Raw genomic sequence first — 15,765 nt, forward strand, 5'->3', positions numbered from 1 at the left:
GCTGTCCGGGGTAGGAGGTCGTTCCATCCCGCCCCCGGCGGTGAGAGGAGGCGTAGCCGTAAGAACCGGTCGACGCCAGCGGGTCTCCCCACGGCGCGCGACCGGGAAAACCGGATCGAAGACGTCCGAACAAGGGAGGTCACGTGGACATCGTGGTCAAGGGCCGCAACGTCGAAGTGCCGGACCATTACCGGGTACACGTAGCCGAGAAACTCGCCAAGGTCGAACGCTACGACCACAAGATTATCCGCATCGATGTCGAGCTGTTTCACGAGCGCAATCCCCGCCAGGCCGATCACTGCCAGCGGGTGGAGATCACGTGCGTTTCCCGCGGCCCGGTGATTCGGGCCGAGGCCTGCACGAACGATTTCTACAGCGCGCTCGACGCCGCCATCGCGAAGCTCGACACCCGGCTGCGCCGCGCGGCGGACCGCCGCCGCGTACACCGTGGTCGGCACGCCCCGATCTCCGTCGCCGCCGCCACCGCCGACCTGCCGGTCACGGACCTGGTGGCCGCCCCGCTGTCCGCGCCCGGCGCGGGCGCCCGCGCCGGCACCGCCGTCGCGGAACGGGTCGAGGAGGAGCACGACCAGCCGTGGCACATCGCCCGGGAGAAGGTGCACCCGGCGGAGCCCATGACGATCGACGACGCCCTGTTCCAGATGGAGCTTGTCGGCCACGATTTCTACCTGTTCCAGGACAAGGAAACCGGCCGCCCCAGCGTCGTCTACCGACGCCACGCCTACGACTACGGCATCATCTCCCTCGACACGTGACCGGCCCCTGACCCGCGTCGAGCACGGGGTTGTGGCGGGCGACCGCCGCAACCCCGTGCGTCGTCAGCGCACCTCGCCCGGCAGGAGAGCGAACGTCAGGTCGTCGAGGCGAGCGCCCGCCAGACCGGGCAGGCGACCGCGTTGCAGGGCCTCACGCTGGAAGCCGACCCGCTCCAGCACGCGGTGCGAGGCGGTGTTCTCCGGCACGGTGCCTGCGGTCAGCCGGGCGAAACCGGCAGGGCCGAACGCCCAGCCGGCGAGCAGCCGCACCGCGCGGGTGGCGTACCCGCGCCCCCGCCACCCGGGCAGCAGCGCGTAGCCGATCGAGCCCTCACCGCTGCTCACCTCCGTGTACGACAGGCCGCAGCTGCCGGCCGGCTCGCCGGTGGCCACGTCGACGATCAGCAGCCGGGCGATGTCGCCGGTCAGCCACGCGCTCTCCGCCAGCCGGCAGCGCCGCTCGATCGACTCCCGGGTCGGCGGCACCGGCGGGGCCTGGTTCGCAACCACCTCCGGCCGGCTGTGCAGCCCGTACATCATCTCCGCGTCGTCCGGCGTAAGGCGACGCAGCGCCACCACCTGATCGGTGAGCACCCCGTCGGGAAGGTCGGGCAGCAGCCGGGCCGTCGGGCCGGGTGGATCGTCGGCGAGGCGTACCCAGGTCAGCAGATCGTGCCGGCCGCCGTCCCGGCCGGACCCGGCCGACCGGCGCGAGCCCTCGTAGTGGAAGCCGGCGGCCAGCGCGACCCGCTGGCTGGGGCCGTTCGCCGGGTTGGTGAGCAGCTCCAGCCGGACGGTTCCGTTGGCGAACGCGTGTTCGCTCAACGCGCGGGTCGCCGCCGTGGCGACCCCGCGTCCGCGCGCCACCGGCCGCACCCAGTAGCCGATCTCCGCCTGGCTCCGGCCGGGCACCGGGTTGCTCAACCCGGCCCCGCCGAGCAGCCGGTCGGTGGCCGGGTCCGCGATGGCGTACGCGGCCCCGCCGCCGGCCCAGACCGCCGGTGCGCCGGCCTCGACCCACCAGTGGGCGTCGACCTCGGTGTACGGGGCCGGCATGCTGGACACGAACCGCTGGCTGAGCGGGTCCGCGCAGCCCTCGACCAGGTCCGCGATGTCGCCGGCCGCAAACGGCCGCAACCGCACCCCGTACGCCTCGACGACCTGCTGCGGGTTCACGCCAGATCCCCGGCGAGCAGCGCGGCCACCCACGCGTCGATCCGCTCACCCCGGTGCTGGACCCCGCCCCGGGCGGTCCCCTCGAACGTGAAGCCCGCCTTCTCGGCGGCCCGCCGGGACGCGGTGTTGCCCACGTTCGCCTTCCACTCGATGCGAGCCAGGCCCAGCGTGGTGAAGCCCCAGGCGGCCAGCGCGACCAGGGCGGCCGGCATGTACCCCCGGCCCCGGGCCGCCGGGGCGGTCATGAAGCCCACGTCCGCGAGCAGCGGGTCGGCGGGGGAGAGCCGCAGGTCCAGAGAGCCGACGTAGCTGTCGTCCGGATCGGCGATCACGAAGCAGGCGGCGTCCCCCCGGGCCCAGTTGTTCTGGCCGAAGGCCCGGTACCCCTGCGCGTCGGCGCGGTCGTACGGATCCGGGATGGTGGTCCACCGGATCGACTCCGGGTCCCGGCAGGTCTGCACCACAGCGTCCAGATCCCGCTCCTCCATCGGCCGCAGTCGCAGCTCACCTGTCGCCGAGGTGGCGAACAGGGTCGGCTGTGGGCGGCCGAAGACGGCGGCCCGGCGAGCGGCCAGGGTGCCGGCGCCGGCCGGCCCGGTCGCTCCGGGTTCGGGCACCTCGCCGGGCAGCAGCGAGCCGATCCAGCCGTCCGGGCCGCCGTCCGGTGCCGGGTTGGCCAGCCGCAGCCGGCCGTCGATCCGGAACCCGGCCCGCAGCGCGACCAGCCGGGAGGCGTGATTACCCACCTCGGCCTGCCAGAGCAGCCGGCGCAGCCCCAGCTTCTCGAAGGACCAGCGGGCGACCGCGCGGGTGGCCCGGACGGTCACGCCCCGCCCGCGTGCCCAGGGGGCCGTCCAGTAGCCGATCTCACCGGTGCCGGCACGATCGATGGAGATCAGCCCGCACGAGCCGAGCAGCTCGCCGGTGGCCGCGTCACAGACCGCGAACGGCGCCCCCGTGCCGTCCGCCCAGGCCCGCGCGCTCAGCTCGGTGACGAAACCGTGGGCGTGTTCGCGAAGGTATGGGCGCGGTACGGTGGTCCAACGCTGAATGTCCCGATCCTGGCAGGCACGGTGTACGCCGTCGGCGTCGGCCTCCCGCCAGGGTCGCAGCAGCACGCCGTCCTCGACGATCTCCACAGGCTCCACCCGTGCATCGTGCCGGAACGTTCGCCGAAGGCGTAACCGGATAACGTCCCGGGCGCATCCCGTGCGCGAGTTATGTCGGGTTCGGCGGAGCGGACCGCCGCCACCAGTGACCATCGCGCCGATGTTGCGCCTACGATGGTTCGAGACTGTCTAGGGGAGCGTTGATCCGTGTCGATTCTGGAAAAGGTCCTTAATGCGGGCGAGGGCCGCATGGTGCGCCGGCTCAAGGCCATCGCCGCCGCCGTCAGCTCGATCGAGGACGACTACGTCAACCTCACCGACGAGGAACTGCGCGGCATGACCGAGCAGTTCCGGGAGCGGCTCGCCGACGGCGAGACCCTCGACGACCTGCTGCCGGAGGCGTTCGCGGTGGCCCGCGAGGCGGCCGCCCGGGTGCTCGGCCAGCGGCCGTACGACGTCCAGGTGATGGGCGGCGCCGCGCTGCACTTCGGCAACATCGCCGAGATGAAGACCGGTGAGGGCAAGACGCTGACCTCGGTCATGGCCGTCTACCTCAACGCGCTCTCCGGCGACGGCGTGCACGTGGTCACCGTCAACGACTACCTCGCCCAGCGCGACGCGGCCTGGATGGGTCGCGTGCACGAGTTCCTCGGGCTGACAGTCGGCGTGGTGCTGCCCAACCGGCCGGCCACCGAGCACAAGGCCGCCTACGAGTGCGACATCACCTACGGCACCAACAACGAGTTCGGCTTCGACTACCTGCGCGACAACATGGCCTGGTCGAAGGACGAGCTGGTCCAGCGGGGCCACAACTTCGCGGTGGTCGACGAGGTCGACTCCATCCTGATCGACGAGGCGCGCACCCCGCTGATCATCTCCGGCCCGGCCGAGCACTCGGCCCGCTGGTACGGCGAGTTCGCAGGCGTCGTGGCCCGGCTCCAGCCCGGCACCGACGGCGAGGGCGACTACGAGGTCGACCACTCCAAGCGCACCATCGCGGTCACCGAGCGCGGCGTCGCCAAGGTCGAGGACCGGCTCGGCATCGACAACCTGTACGAGTCGGTGAACACTCCGCTTGTCGGCTACCTCAACAACGCCATCAAGGCCAAGGAGCTCTACAAGCGCGACAAGGACTACATCGTCAGCGACGGTGAGGTCCTGATCGTCGACGAGTTCACCGGTCGCATCCTGCACGGCCGTCGCTACAACGAGGGCATGCACCAGGCGATCGAGGCCAAGGAGGGGGTGGAGATCAAGCAGGAGAACCAGACCCTGGCCACCATCACCCTCCAGAACTACTTCCGCCTCTACAACAAGCTGTCCGGGATGACCGGTACGGCGCAGACCGAGGCGAGCGAGTTCAACAAGGTCTACAAGGTCGGCGTCGTGAGCATCCCGACGCACCGTCCGATGGTCCGCGAGGACCGTCCGGACGTCATCTACAAGACCGAGAAGGCCAAGTTCAACGCCGTCATCGAGGACATCGCCGAGCGGCACCAGCTGGGCCAGCCGGTGCTTGTCGGCACCGTCTCGGTGGAAAACTCGGAGATCCTCTCCCAGCTGCTGCGCCGCCGCGGCATCCCGCACAACGTGCTGAACGCCAAGTTCCACGCCCGGGAGGCCGAGATCGTCGCCCAGGCCGGGCGCAAGGGCGCTGTCACCGTGGCCACCAACATGGCCGGCCGCGGCACCGACATCCTGCTCGGCGGCAACCCCGAGTTCCTCGCGGCCAACGAGCTGCGTCAGCGCGGCCTCGACCCGCTGGAGAACGAGGAAGAGTACGCCAAGGCGATGGAGGAGGTCCTGCCCACGTGGAAGCAGGCCTGCGACGCCGAGGCCGACGAGGTCTCCACCGCCGGTGGCCTATACGTGCTGGGCACCGAGCGGCACGAGTCCCGCCGGATCGACAACCAGCTGCGCGGTCGTGCCGGCCGGCAGGGTGACCCGGGCGAGTCCCGCTTCTACCTGTCCCTGCAGGACGAGCTGATGCGGCGCTTCCGGGCCGGCGCGGTCGAGGCGGTGATGGAGCGCTTCAACATCCCGGAGGACGTGCCCATCGAGTCGAAGATGGTCACCCGCCAGATCAAGAGCGCCCAGGCCCAGATCGAGGGCCAGAACGCCGAGATCCGCAAGAACGTTCTGAAGTACGACGAGGTGCTCAACAAGCAGCGCCAGGTCGTCTACGCCGAGCGGCTGCGGGTGCTCAACGGCGAGGACCTGTCCGACCAGGTCCGCAACATGATCGACGACACCGTCGAGGCGTACGTGCGGGGTGCCACCTCCGAGGGCTACGGCGAGGACTGGGACCTGGAGCAGCTCTGGTCCAGCCTCAAGCAGCTCTACCCGGTCGGCGTGACGATCGAGGAGCTGGAGGAGGAGGCCGGCGGTTCCCGGGCCGGCATGGACGCGGACTTCCTGGTCTCCCGCCTCAAGGACGACGCCAACGCCGCGTACGACAAGCGCGAGGAGCAGCTCGGCGAGGAGGGCGTACGCCAGCTCGAGCGGATGGTGCTGCTCCAGGTCATCGACCGCAAGTGGCGCGAGCACCTCTACGAGATGGACTACCTCCAGGAGGGCATCAACCTCCGGGCGTACGCCCAGCGCGACCCGGTGGTGGAGTACCAGCGCGAGGGCTTCGACATGTTCGCCACGATGATGGAAGGCATCAAGGAGGAGACCGTCGGTTTCCTCTACAACGTGGACGTCCAGGTCACCGAGCCGGAGCCGGCAGCCGACTCGGAAGAGGTCACGCTGCTCGACAAGCCGGTGGAGATCCGCGCCAAGGGTCTCGACCGCTCGCCGCAGCGGCGGGGCCTGCAGTATTCGGCGCCGACGATCGACGGTGAAGCCAGCCCCGGCGCCGTCAGCATCGAGCAGGAGCAGCAGCAGGCGCCGGCGCTCGGTGTGGGCCGGCCGCCCCAGGGCACGCCGGCATCACCCGGGCAGAGCGCGCCGTCGGCCCCGCAGCGGCCGGCCTCCGGGCTGCGTGGCCCGACGCTCCCGACCGCCGGGTCGCGACGGCCGGTCCCCAACCAGGCCGACGCCGGCCCGTCCCGCAACGCCCCGTGCCCGTGTGGCTCGGGCCGCAAGTACAAGCGCTGCCACGGTGCACCCAACGGCGGCAACTGACCGATCGCACGTCCCGATGGGCCCTGGCCGACGAGGCCGGGGCCCATCGGCGTCTCCACCCCCGCATTGCGCGCCACGCCCGGCGCCCGGCGCTGCTCGGCGCCCGGCGTCCGGTGTCTCGGCGTCCGGTGTCCGGCGTCCCGCTGCCGGCGCCCGGCGCCGACGGCCGGGTCGCCCGGCCCGTGGCTGGTCGCCCGTGGCTGGTCGCCCGTGGCTGGTCGCCCGTGGCCGGGTCGCCCGTGGCCGGGTCGCCCGTGGCCGGGCGAAGATCATCCCGGTTTCCTGGAAGTTGGGGTGTCAGCGCCGGGTTGATACCGCGTCTTCCTGAAAGTCGAGTCGATCAATGTGGGCAAGCTCCGCGAGAGCGGCCGGGCGAGCGCCCGTGTCCGGGCGAGCGCCTGCGGTCGGGCGAGCGCCCGTGCCCGGCGAGCGCCAGCGGATCGCCAGCGCGTGTCCGGCCTGGAGGGTCACCGGCTGGGCATGCGTCAGCCGCGTGGCTACGCCCGGCGGCGGGACGGTGGCTGCGCAGGCTTCCGCCGGTGGTCAGAGGACGTGCAGGGCCGTGCACAGCCAGCGGCCCCGCCGGTGCTCAAGGCGCACCGCCATGGCCCAGCTGCGACCACCGTTGCCGCTCACCACTGCGGCCGCCTCCACCGCGGTGTCAGCGGGCTCGCAGACGCGCAGCCGAAGCAGCCGCAGAGCCGGCCGCGCTGCTCGACGGCGGCCCGGCCCGGCCCGGCCGGTTGCCCGGGCGAGTTCGGTGAGCAGTTCGACGGCCCGGCCCGGGTCGAGCAGTGGGCGCACCTGGGCCGGCGAGCGGTAGCCGTTGGCCACCTCCAGGCAGGTGCCGACGAAGCGATGCGCCGCCCGGGTCGCCTCTGGGGCGGTCGCTGGTGGCAGCGGCGCACCCGGGTGACTGGCCGGCCGCGAGGGGGTCCGGCGTGGGGCCGTGCGCCGCTCCGCCGGCCGGACCGGATCCGGCCGTGTCGAGGCGAACAGGTCGAGGGCAAGCTGCCCGTGGGTCGACCCCGGCCAGTACGTCTCGTCGGGGTACGGCGGATCGATGGGCGGGACGGGGCGCAGGCGCACAGGTGGCCGGAAGGGGCCGGGTCGCCGTTCGCTCATCGCAGCTCCCTTTGATCTTGCGTTTGCCTTCGTTTGCCTCCGACTAGTTCGATTCTGCGCGACAGAACGGCCTCGGTCAATGCCTTCGGCAGCGAACGGGCCACCCCCATGCGTGATCCACTCCGGTTCGCCGACATCGCGGTATCCCGGTGGGCCGGACAGCCCCACTTGGGCGATCCGGAGTGGATCACGCGTGTGGCACGCCGTTGGGCGCGCCGCGGGCCGGGCCTACTCCGGGTCGCGGTCGACGAGGGGATTACCGCGCACCCAGTCGGCGGTCTCGGCGTACTTCTGCGCGATGTACTCCTCCAGGCGGGCGCGCTCGACCCGCCACTGACCGCGCCCACCGATCTTGATCGCCGGCAGCTCCCCGCTGCGGACCATGTGGTAGACCTGCGAGTCCGACACGTTCAGCTCGGCGGCCACGTCGGAGAGCAGCAGGAACCTCGGCTCCACGGGAAACTCCAGGGGTTGACGTCGTTTGCCTCAGTTTGCCATCGACAGGGCTCGCCGCCCAGCATCCAGCCGGCCCGACGGCGGCCAACCAGTGGCCGGACACACCGGCGGGAAACTTCCCCCGGCCGGAGGTGGGGTGTATGACGGTCACGGCGTGCGGCATGATCTGCGCCCGTGCCGGCTGCCGCCGACACAGGACCGAGCGGGGAGACGACCGGTGACCGACGAGCTTGTCCGGGTGTACGTGCCGGCGACCGTACCCATGCTGAGCCGCCTGCGTGAGCAGGGGCTGACCGCCGACCGGGCGCACGCGGTGACACCCGCGTTGCGCGAGTGGTACGCGGAGGGTGACGAGGAGGAGTTGGAGTACGTCGCGTTCACCCGGGCTGCCCAGGACGCGCTGCACCTGCTCAGGGCCGACCCGGCCGCGCCCCGCCGCCGCGTGGTCGTCTCGGTCGACCTGCCGCCCGGCGCGCTCGGTCGTAGCGACGGTGAGCTGGGTTCCAGCACCGTGACGTTGGCCGACACCGTGCCGGTGGGCGCCGTCGCGGCGATCCACGTGGACGGCGCGGACGCAGTCGAGGAGGTAGCCGCCGCCGCCGACGTGGTGGCCGAGGCGGCTGCCGGCGATCCGGACGCGCAGTTCACCGTCGACGGCGCCGAGGATCACGAGCTGGAGTGGTACGACGTGACGGAGCTGGACCTGCTGCTGAACGCCACCGACTGAGCCGGCAGCAGCCGCCGAGCGGGCAGCAGCCGCCGAGCCGGCAGCAGCCAGGGAGTCAGGGTGAAATGGCCCGAGGGCCCTCGGCGCTCAGACAGGCCGCTAGCGACTCACGGCCGGCTGTGGTCGGGCAAGGCGCTAGCGGTCAGCGGGCCGGGTCGGCTCGCGCCGGGTCGACATCGACGGCGTCGCGAGCGGTCGTCTCCGGCTGGTCCTCCTCGGCCCCGATGCCGGTGTCGGCCCCGGCCCCAGTGTCGGCCCCGGTCCCGGCGTCGGTCCCAGTGTCGGCCCCGGCCCCGGCCCCGGTGTCGGCCCAGGCCCCGGTCCTGGCGTCGGTTGCGTTCCCCGTCACTGGCGGTGCGGCGCTGGGACCGTCGGCCACGGCGGGGTCGTCGTCGCTGTGCGTCGGGCCGAGCGTGCGGCCGAACGCGATGAGCGCGGTCAGCGCCCCCACGAAGAGCATCCAGATGCCGTTGTCGACCCGTGAGGTTCCCAGCGAGGTCTGGGCCACCGCGTCCGCCTCGCTGAGCGCGCTCGCCAGGTCCAGCAGCGACCGGCCGCCGACCCGGATGATCACCTCGGCGAGCAGCAGGAGTAGCCCCGGCCCGGCACCGGCGAGCAGGTAGGCCGGCCAGCGCAGCGTGGGCGTCAGCGGATCGCGGCGCAGCGCCCGTCGCCGCGCCCAGGTGAGGTAGCCGAAGGCGAGCAGCCCGGCCAGCAGCCCGGCGATGAGCGATTCGGTGCGCGACACCCACTTGGCGGCGTCGACAAGCGACTGCTGGCTGTCGCCCGCGCCGAAGAGGTCGAACAGCGGGTCCCGGGCGTGACTGAACGCCACCACGAAGACCAGCGCGCCCAGCGCGGCGGTCACCACCGCGCCGACGGCCGGGGCCGTTCGCGCGCCGGCGATCGCCCCACCGATGATCGCGGCGGCCGCGGTGGTGCCGGCGATCACGTTGGTCGTCGAGGTGTCGAAGTAGGTCAGGTTGATCGCCAGCGCGGCGGCCAGTCCGACCACCATCCCCGCGCCGATCGCGCCGACGAAGCGCAGGGTCGCCCCGTCGCCGTACCGCCTGGTCAACAGGTTGCCGCCGGCCAGGGCGGTGGCGGCCCCGGCCACCAGCGCGGCCGAGATCACACCGGGTAGCGCGAACGCGGAGAGGCTGATCGCCGTGATGCCCGCCGCCGCCGAGGTGATGGCCTCCCGGGTCGACCACAGCATGGCGGCCAGCCAGCCGAGCGCCAGCAGCGCGAGAACGGCGGCACCGGGCGCGGGCACCGACCGGCCGCCGGGGGTGGCCGCGTCGACCGCCGGCTGGTCCAACTCCGCGGCTGGGACGCGGCCGGGCTGCTTGGTCATCGTCTCCCCTTCGAGGCGCCAGGTCACCGACCATTCAGGGTACGCGGACCACCGCGACCCCCACCGAACGAGCCGCACCTCGTGGGTACCCGCCGGCGCCGTACCCATGAAGAAGCCGCAACGGAGCCGCGGACCGCGACCAACGTCGGGGCTGGGGCGAGCGTCCCCGGCGGAGGGATCAAGCCTGACCGCCCGGAGCCGGGGACGCTCGCCCCAGCCCCACCACCGCGGCCACGTCCCGGAGCCGAGGACTGTCGCCCCAGCCCACCCCGGCGAGCGGTAAGGAGAGAAAGGGCAACCGGTCCTGAGCAACCGGGAGGTGGCGGAGGTGAGCCCAGCACCCCCGCATGAAAGAATCGTGGGAGGTCCCGCCGCTGCTCGGCCCTCCCGCGCGGCGTCCGGCGTCCGGCCGTCCGGTCGGTGCCCGCGGGTCCGGTTTCGCCACCGCTGTCGAGATCGCCAGGAGCCTTGATGGATGCCGTGTTCTCCGTACCCGAGCCGCGCAACGAGCCGGTTCGCAACTACGAGCCGGGCAGCGGAGACCGGGAGCGGCTCCAGCGGCGGCTGACCGAACTGGCCGCCGAGCGCGTCGACCTGCCGATGACCATCGGTGGCGAGCAGCGGATGGCTGCCGGCGACCCGATCAACGTGGTGCAGCCGCACAAGCACGCCCACGTGCTCGGCGTGACCGCGCACGCCACCCACGACGACGCCCGCGCCGCGATCAAGGCCGCCAAGGACGCCGCTCCGATGTGGCGGGCGCTGCCGTTCGAGGAGCGCGCCGCGATCTTCCTGCGCGCCGCCGAGCTGCTCGCTGGCCCCTGGCGGGACACCCTCAACGCCGCCACCATGCTCGGCCAGTCGAAGACCGCCATCCAGGCGGAGATCGACGCGGCCTGCGAGTTCATCGACTTCCTCCGGTTCAACGTGCACTTCGCCCGCCGCCTGCTGGAAGAGCAGCCGGCGTCCTCGCCCGGTGTGTGGAACCGCTTCGACCACCGCCCGCTGGAGGGCTTCGTCTACGCGGTCACCCCGTTCAACTTCACGGCCATCGCCGGCAACCTGCCGTCGGCGCCGGCGCTGCTCGGCAACACGGTGATCTGGAAGCCGGGCCCCACGCAGCAGTTCGCCGCGCACTTCACCATGCGGTTGTTCGAGGCCGCCGGCCTGCCGCCCGGCGTGATCAACATGGTCACCGGTCGGGGCGAGGAGGTCTCCGACGTGGTGCTCGCCGACCCGGATCTGGCCGGCATCCACTTCACCGGCTCGACAAAGGTCTTCCAGCAGTTGTGGCGGACCGTCGGTGACAACATCGCCCGCTACCGGGGCTACCCGCGTCTGGTCGGGGAGACCGGCGGCAAGGACTTCGTGGTCGCGCACACAAGCGCCGACGTGGACGCCCTGCACACCGCGCTGATCCGCGGCGCTTACGAGTACCAGGGCCAGAAGTGCTCGGCCGCCTCACGGGCGTACGTGCCGCGCTCGCTCTGGGAGGGTGGCCTGCGCGACCGCCTGGCCGCCACCGCCGACTCGCTCACCTACGGCGACGTGGCCGACTTCGGCAACTTCGGCGGCGCGGTGATCGACGACAAGGCGTTCGCCAGGCACACCGCGGCGCTGGAGTTGATCGCCGGTGACGACAGCTGCCGGGTCCTCGCCGGTGGCACGGCCGACGACTCGGTCGGCTACTTCGTCCGGCCGACGCTCTTCGAGTGCGGCGACGCCGCCCACGAGACCTTCACCACCGAGTACTTCGGGCCGATCCTGGGCGTGCACGTGTTCGACGACGCGCGCTTCGACGAGGTGGTCGCGCAGGCCGAGTCGATCGCCCCGTACGCGCTGACCGGGTCGGTGTTCGCCACCGACCGCCGGGTCATCGACGCGGTCGGCGAGCGCATGCGGTACGCGGCAGGCAACTTCTACATCAACGACAAGCCGACCGGCGCGGTGGTCGGGCAGCAGCCGTTCGGCGGTGCCCGGGCCAGCGGCACCAACGACAAGGCGGGCTCCTGGCTCAACCTGGTCCGCTGGGTGTCGCCGCGGACGATCAAGGAGACCTTCGTGCCGCCGACCGACCACACGTACCCCCACATGGGCTGACCTGCGGCGACCCGCCGGCGGCGTGCGTAGCGCCGCCGGCGGTCGGCCGAGGCCCGCAATCCATCGATAGTCCTCAACGGACAGTCTGCCGCCGACAGTGCACTTAGGAAGTCCTGTCGGGTGGCAAACTGCCAAATCCTGGACGCCGGCAGCGCAAAGTGGCAGCGTAACGGGCATGGCGGATTCCGGAGTCAACCCTACGGCGGCGGCCCTTCTCGGGCTCCTCCACGAGGGCCCGATGACAGGCGGTCAGTTGATGGCCGCCGCTGAGCGCCGTCTGGCGCCGTACTGGTCGATGACCCGCAGTCAGGTCTACCGCGAGTTGCCGGTGCTGGCCGAACGGGGTTACGTGCGGCTCGGCAAGCCGGGCCCCCGCATGAGCCAGCCGTACGCGCTCACCGCCAGCGGGAAACGGACATTTTCCCGCTGGTTGGCGGAGAACCCGGGGCGGGACACCATCCGCAACCCGATCGCGCTCCGGATGGCCTTCGGCAACCTGCACTCGTCCAGCCAGCTCAAGAGCCTGTACGCCTCGGCCAACGAATACCACACCGAGGCCCTCGCTCAGGTACGCGAACAGGTCAAGAACGCCAAACGGGACGGCGAGACGTACGACGCCAGCGCGCTGGAGTTCGCCGTCGCCTACCATCGGGCGGCCCTGTCGTGGCTGAAGTCCGCCCCCGTCGGGTGATCTCCGGCGGGTTCGCCGACACGGAACGAGCTGTGCTGCTTCCGGTGGCGCGGCGTCATTTTGGCGTCGGCCTGCGGGGCTCGCAAGCTCACTCCTCGCCCGAGCAGTACGCTTGTCTGTCGTGACCGCTGCCGATTACGCCGAACAGCTCAAGGAACTCGACGCGACCCTGCGCAACATCGAGGCCGTCCTCAATTTGGACCGGCTGCACGAGGACAAGGCCCGCCTGGAGCAGGAGGCGTCCGCCCCCGACCTGTGGGACGACCAGGCCAAGGCGCAGCAGGTGACCTCGCAGCTGTCGTACGTCAACGGCGAGATCAGCAAGCTGGGCAGTCTGCGCTCCCAGCTCGACGACGCGCGGGTGCTGTTGGAGTTGGCCGAGGCCGAGGCCGACCCGGGCGTGCTGACCGAGGTCGAGGCGGAGATCACCAGCCTGACCAAGTCCATCCAGGAGATGGAGGTCCGCACCCTGCTCTCCGGCGAGTACGACTCCCGGGAGGCGCTTGTCGCCATCCGGGCCGGTGCCGGTGGGGTGGACGCGGCGGACTTCGCCGAGATGCTGCTGCGCATGTACCTGCGTTGGGCCGAGCGGCACGGCTACCCGACCGAGGTCTACGAGACCTCGTACGCCGAGGAGGCGGGCCTGAAGTCGGCCACCTTCGCGGTGAAGGTGCCCTACGCGTACGGCACCCTCAGTGTCGAGTCGGGCACCCACCGGCTGGTCCGGATCAGCCCGTTCGACAACCAGGGCCGCCGGCAGACCAGCTTCGCGGGCGTGGAGGTGCTGCCGGTGACCGAGCAGACCGACCACATCGACATCCCGGAGAACGAGGTACGCGTCGACGTCTACCGTTCCTCCGGGCCGGGTGGGCAGAGCGTCAACACCACCGACTCGGCGGTCCGGCTCACCCACATCCCGACCGGCATCGTGGTGACCTGCCAGAACGAGAAGTCCCAGCTGCAGAACAAGGCCTCCGCGCTGCGGGTGCTCCAGGCCCGGCTGCTGGAGCGCAAGCGCCAGGAGGAGCAGGCCAAGCTGGAGGGCCTGAAGGAGAACGCGGCCGGTTCGTGGGGCGACCAGATGCGCTCCTACGTCCTGCACCCGTATCAGATGGTGAAGGATCTCCGAACCGAGCAGGAGACCGGCAATCCGAGCGCGGTCTTCGACGGCGAGTTGGACGGTTTCATCGAGGCTGGCATCCGTTGGCGTAAGCAGCGGCAGCTCGCCGGCGACGGTGCGTGACGGCTCGTGGGCGGAGCGCGTCGTCGATCTCCAGGTGAGGGCCTGATTCGACGACGCGCGCCGCTTCCGCGGGGCGTGGGGCTTGGCTCAGTTGTTACACCGCGTAGACTCACGACCCGTGATTCAGCTTGAGCAAGTGACGAAGACGTACCCGAAGGCGTCCCGGCCTTCGCTCGACAACGTGTCCGTCTCGATCGAGAAGGGCGAGTTCGTCTTCTTCATCGGTCCATCCGGCTCCGGCAAGTCCACAATCATCAAGATGCTGCTGCACGAGGTCACCCCCAACAAGGGGCGGGTCATCGTCAACAGCAAGGACGTCACGTCGATGCGCTCCTGGAAGCGACCCCACTTCCGGCGTTCGATCGGCTGCGTCTTCCAGGACTTCCGGCTGCTGCCGAACCGCACCGCGTACGAGAATGTGGCGTTCGCCCTCGAGGTGATCGGCAAGACCAAGGCGGTTGCCCGCCGGGTCGTGCCGGAGGTGCTGGAGCTGGTCGGGCTCGGTGGCAAGGAGCACCGCTACCCACACGAGCTCTCCGGTGGTGAGCAGCAGCGGGTCGCCGTCGCCCGGGCGTTCGTGAACCGTCCGCTGATCCTGCTGGCGGACGAGCCCACCGGAAACCTGGACCCGGACACCTCGATCGAGATCATGCGCCTGCTGGACCGGATCAACCGCACCGGCACGACCGTCGTGATGGTCACCCACGACTCCAACATCGTGAACCAGATGCGCCGCCGCGTCATCGAGATCGAGAGCGGCCGCATCGTGCGTGACCAGGCCCGCGGCGTCTACGGGTGAGCCGGCGCTCCACCCCTGCGCAGCCTGACGACGAACACTTCATGCCGGAGACCCGGAGGAAATCCCGATGCGCGTGAAATACGTCCTGTCCGAGGTACTGGTCGGACTGTGGCGCAACGTGACCATGACCATCGCGATGATCATCACGATGGCGGTCTCGCTGACCATGCTCGGCGCCAGCGGTCTCATGTACCGCCAGGTTGACGACATGAAGGACCTCTACTACAAGAACATCCAGGTCTCGATCTTCCTGAGCCAGGAGGTGAGCGAGCAGCAGCGCACCGACCTGGACGCCAAGCTGAAGAGCAACCCACTGGTCAAGGAAGTCATCTACGTCAACAAGGACGAGGCGTACAAGAAGTTCCAGGAGATGTACCAGGACGCGCCGGACCTGGTCAACGCCGTCAAGCCGGACCAGCTGCCCGAGTCGTTCCGGATCAAGCTGAACAACCCGGAGCAGTACAAGAGCATCTACGACCAGTACAAGGACACCGAGGGTGTCGACGAGATCGTCGACCAGAGTCGACTGCTCGACAAGATCTTCGACGTCCTCACCGCGATCCAGAACATCGCCCTGGCCGCCGCGATCGTAATGGCCATCGCCGCACTGCTCCTGGTGGCCAACACCATCCAGGTCGCCGCGTACAGCAAGCGGCGTGAGGTGGCGGTCATGAAGCTGGTCGGCGCGTCCAACTGGTTTATCCAGGCGCCGTTCGTGCTGGAGGCCGTGGTGGCCGGCCTGATCGGCTCACTGCTCGGTCTGGTGGCCCTGGTCGCGGCGAAGTATCTGCTCTTCGACGGATCGCTCAAGGCGTTGCAGGGCCTGCTGTCGCCGATCAGCTGGGGTGACATCCTGTTCATCTTCCCGCTGATGGCCGGCGTCGGTGGCCTGGTCAGCGCCGGCACCGCCTGGATCACCCTGCGCTTCTACCTGCGGGTCTAGGCAGCGTACGGGTCGTCCCGTCGCAACTTCGGGACCCTCCCGCGGCCGGAATAAACGGCGCGGGAGGGTCCTTATCATTCGGGTAGCATGATCGGTTGTCCGGCCGGGGTGCGCCCGGCGACGGACGTCTTTGG

At 70.8% G+C, this 15,765-nt stretch carries 12 protein-coding genes and 1 pseudogene; 8 read left to right on the forward strand and 5 right to left on the reverse strand.

Going from position 1 to position 15,765, the window contains the following annotated elements; genetic code table 11:
* The first annotated feature begins 143 nt into the window (after positions 1-143).
* Positions 144-776, forward strand: a complete 633-nt coding sequence (gene hpf, locus ACLQ26_RS08520; protein ID WP_405427047.1) for a ribosome hibernation-promoting factor, HPF/YfiA family — start codon at positions 144-146, stop codon at positions 774-776.
* A 63-nt stretch (positions 777-839) separates the two neighbouring features.
* Here the strand turns inward: hpf and ACLQ26_RS08525 are convergent, their stop codons facing one another.
* Both ACLQ26_RS08525 and ACLQ26_RS08530 read right to left on the reverse strand, forming a co-directional pair.
* Entirely contained in the window at positions 840-1,952 is a 1,113-nt protein-coding gene (locus tag ACLQ26_RS08525) for a GNAT family N-acetyltransferase (protein WP_425743919.1), read from the reverse strand.
* A complete protein-coding gene (locus tag ACLQ26_RS08530) occupies positions 1,949-3,100 on the reverse strand; it encodes a GNAT family N-acetyltransferase (RefSeq protein WP_425743920.1) in 1,152 nt (383 codons plus the stop codon). The genes ACLQ26_RS08525 and ACLQ26_RS08530 overlap by 4 nt, the downstream gene beginning before the upstream one ends.
* 168 nt (positions 3,101-3,268) lie before the next feature.
* Here ACLQ26_RS08530 and secA point away from each other — a divergent pair, with 168 nt between their 5' ends.
* Positions 3,269-6,190: a preprotein translocase subunit SecA gene (secA, locus tag ACLQ26_RS08535; RefSeq protein WP_425743921.1), complete on the forward strand. Its 2,922-nt coding sequence runs from the start codon at positions 3,269-3,271 to the stop codon at positions 6,188-6,190.
* A gap of 543 nt (positions 6,191-6,733) precedes the next feature.
* On the opposite strand, the gene ACLQ26_RS08540 is transcribed toward secA, so the two are convergent.
* Positions 6,734-7,315: an Rv3235 family protein gene (locus ACLQ26_RS08540; protein ID WP_425743922.1), complete on the reverse strand. Its 582-nt coding sequence runs from the start codon at positions 7,313-7,315 to the stop codon at positions 6,734-6,736.
* A 228-nt stretch (positions 7,316-7,543) separates the two neighbouring features.
* On the reverse strand, positions 7,544-7,771 hold the full coding sequence (locus ACLQ26_RS08545) for a helix-turn-helix transcriptional regulator (RefSeq protein WP_053657286.1): 228 nt from the start codon (positions 7,769-7,771) through the stop codon (positions 7,544-7,546).
* Positions 7,772-7,988: 217 nt separating this feature from the next.
* Here ACLQ26_RS08545 and ACLQ26_RS08550 point away from each other — a divergent pair, with 217 nt between their 5' ends.
* Positions 7,989-8,498, forward strand: a complete 510-nt coding sequence (locus tag ACLQ26_RS08550) for a DUF6912 family protein (RefSeq protein WP_425743923.1) — start codon at positions 7,989-7,991, stop codon at positions 8,496-8,498.
* A gap of 385 nt (positions 8,499-8,883) precedes the next feature.
* Here the strand turns inward: ACLQ26_RS08550 and ACLQ26_RS08555 are convergent.
* Positions 8,884-9,855: pseudogene (locus ACLQ26_RS08555) on the reverse strand (hypothetical protein); the annotation flags it as partial.
* A gap of 471 nt (positions 9,856-10,326) precedes the next feature.
* Between ACLQ26_RS08555 and pruA the strand changes: the two are divergent.
* The 5 genes from pruA to ftsX all read left to right on the forward strand — a co-directional run bounded on the left by pruA (position 10,327) and on the right by ftsX (position 15,631).
* Positions 10,327-11,955 carry an L-glutamate gamma-semialdehyde dehydrogenase gene (gene pruA, locus ACLQ26_RS08560; RefSeq protein WP_425743924.1) on the forward strand — a complete coding sequence of 543 codons (1,629 nt, stop codon included), beginning with the start codon at positions 10,327-10,329 and terminating at the stop codon, positions 11,953-11,955.
* Positions 11,956-12,130: 175 nt separating this feature from the next.
* Positions 12,131-12,646 carry a PadR family transcriptional regulator gene (locus tag ACLQ26_RS08565; RefSeq protein WP_363678759.1) on the forward strand — a complete coding sequence of 172 codons (516 nt, stop codon included), beginning with the start codon at positions 12,131-12,133 and terminating at the stop codon, positions 12,644-12,646.
* Positions 12,647-12,767: 121 nt separating this feature from the next.
* On the forward strand, positions 12,768-13,889 hold the full coding sequence (gene prfB / locus ACLQ26_RS08570) for a peptide chain release factor 2 (RefSeq protein WP_363678761.1): 1,122 nt from the start codon (positions 12,768-12,770) through the stop codon (positions 13,887-13,889).
* Between the two features lie 118 nt (positions 13,890-14,007).
* Complete coding sequence (ftsE, locus tag ACLQ26_RS08575) at positions 14,008-14,688, forward strand: cell division ATP-binding protein FtsE (protein ID WP_007455859.1); 681 nt, start codon at positions 14,008-14,010, stop codon at positions 14,686-14,688.
* Between the two features lie 67 nt (positions 14,689-14,755).
* Positions 14,756-15,631 (forward strand): permease-like cell division protein FtsX, encoded by an 876-nt coding sequence (gene ftsX / locus ACLQ26_RS08580; protein WP_425743925.1) that lies wholly within the window; start codon positions 14,756-14,758, stop codon positions 15,629-15,631.
* Positions 15,632-15,765 lie beyond the last annotated feature (134 nt).

This window comes from Micromonospora sp. DT43, from assembly GCF_049841645.1.
In the GTDB taxonomy this organism is placed as follows: Bacteria; Actinomycetota; Actinomycetes; order Mycobacteriales; family Micromonosporaceae; genus Micromonospora.

What these genes read in the sequence shown, in the direction of transcription:
- ACLQ26_RS08540 (WP_425743922.1), bottom strand. Translation starts at nt 7,315, where the DNA reads ATGAGCGAACGGCGACCCGGCCCCTTCCGGCCACCTGTGCGCCTGCGC.
- ftsX (WP_425743925.1), top strand. Translation starts at nt 14,756, where the DNA reads ATGCGCGTGAAATACGTCCTGTCCGAGGTACTGGTCGGACTGTGGCGC.
- ACLQ26_RS08565 (WP_363678759.1), top strand. Translation starts at nt 12,131, where the DNA reads ATGGCGGATTCCGGAGTCAACCCTACGGCGGCGGCCCTTCTCGGGCTC.
- pruA (WP_425743924.1), top strand. Translation starts at nt 10,327, where the DNA reads ATGGATGCCGTGTTCTCCGTACCCGAGCCGCGCAACGAGCCGGTTCGC.